Source organism: Pseudoalteromonas aurantia (assembly GCF_005886875.1).
Classification (GTDB): Bacteria; Pseudomonadota; Gammaproteobacteria; order Enterobacterales; family Alteromonadaceae; genus Pseudoalteromonas; species Pseudoalteromonas aurantia_A.
Window position 1 is genome coordinate 1 of the sequence record NZ_PNBY01000003.1, and the last position, 834, is coordinate 834.

Annotated in this window: 2 pseudogenes; both read left to right on the forward strand. The window is 38.5% G+C overall.

The window, feature by feature from the left end:
* Nucleotides 1-123: 123 nt before the first annotated feature.
* Nucleotides 124-246: pseudogene (locus tag CWC18_RS00165) on the forward strand (transposase); the annotation flags it as partial.
* A gap of 91 nt (nt 247-337) precedes the next feature.
* Nucleotides 338-834 (forward strand): annotated as a pseudogene (locus CWC18_RS00170) (transposase); the annotation flags it as partial.

Sequence of the window (834 nt, forward strand, 5' to 3'; positions counted from 1 at the left end):
TAGGCCTTTTTTCATCTAACAAAATTTTAACCATCTAATTTTAACTGACACCCATTCATAATTGATTGTTTTTCATTCATCACCTATCTTTTAAATTCAGCTCAAAAGATAGGCAATTCTCTCATGGCCACAGCACGTAAAAGACAAGTGAGTTTAACGGATACCAAATACTACCATTGTATTTCACGGTGTGTTCGTCGTGCCTATCTATGTGGTGAAGATAAAGTAACAGGTCAATCGTATGAATAAAATTTATAAAGACACCCAACCAAAATTGACGCTTTTTCATTCATCACCTATCTTTTAAATTCAGCTTAAAAGATAGGCGCTTTCTCTTATGGCCACGGCACGAAAAAGACAAGTGAGTTTAACTGATACCAAATACTACCATTGTGTTTCAAGGTGTGTTCGTCGTGCGTATTTGTGTGGTGAAGATAAGGTAACAGGGCAATCGTATGAGCACAGAAGAGGTTGGATAGAAGATAAACTGCTAGAACTTTCAAAAGTGTTTTGTATTGATGTGTGTGCGTATGCGGTGATGAGTAACCATACTCACACTGTGCTTTATGTAGATGATGTAAAAGCTAAAAGGCTGAGTGATAAAGCGATTATCATCAGATGGCATAAGCTGTTTAAAGGCACCATACTGTCTCATAAGTTCCTTCAAGGTGAGCGGCTAGACTCAGCCCAGCAAACCTTTTTAAATAAAGACATTGAACAATTTAGAGAACGTTTAGCGAGTATCAGTTGGTTTATGCGGGTGCTGAATGAAAGCATTGCCCGTAAGGCGAATAAAGAAGATAACTGTACAGGGCGATTTTGGGAGGGGCGCTT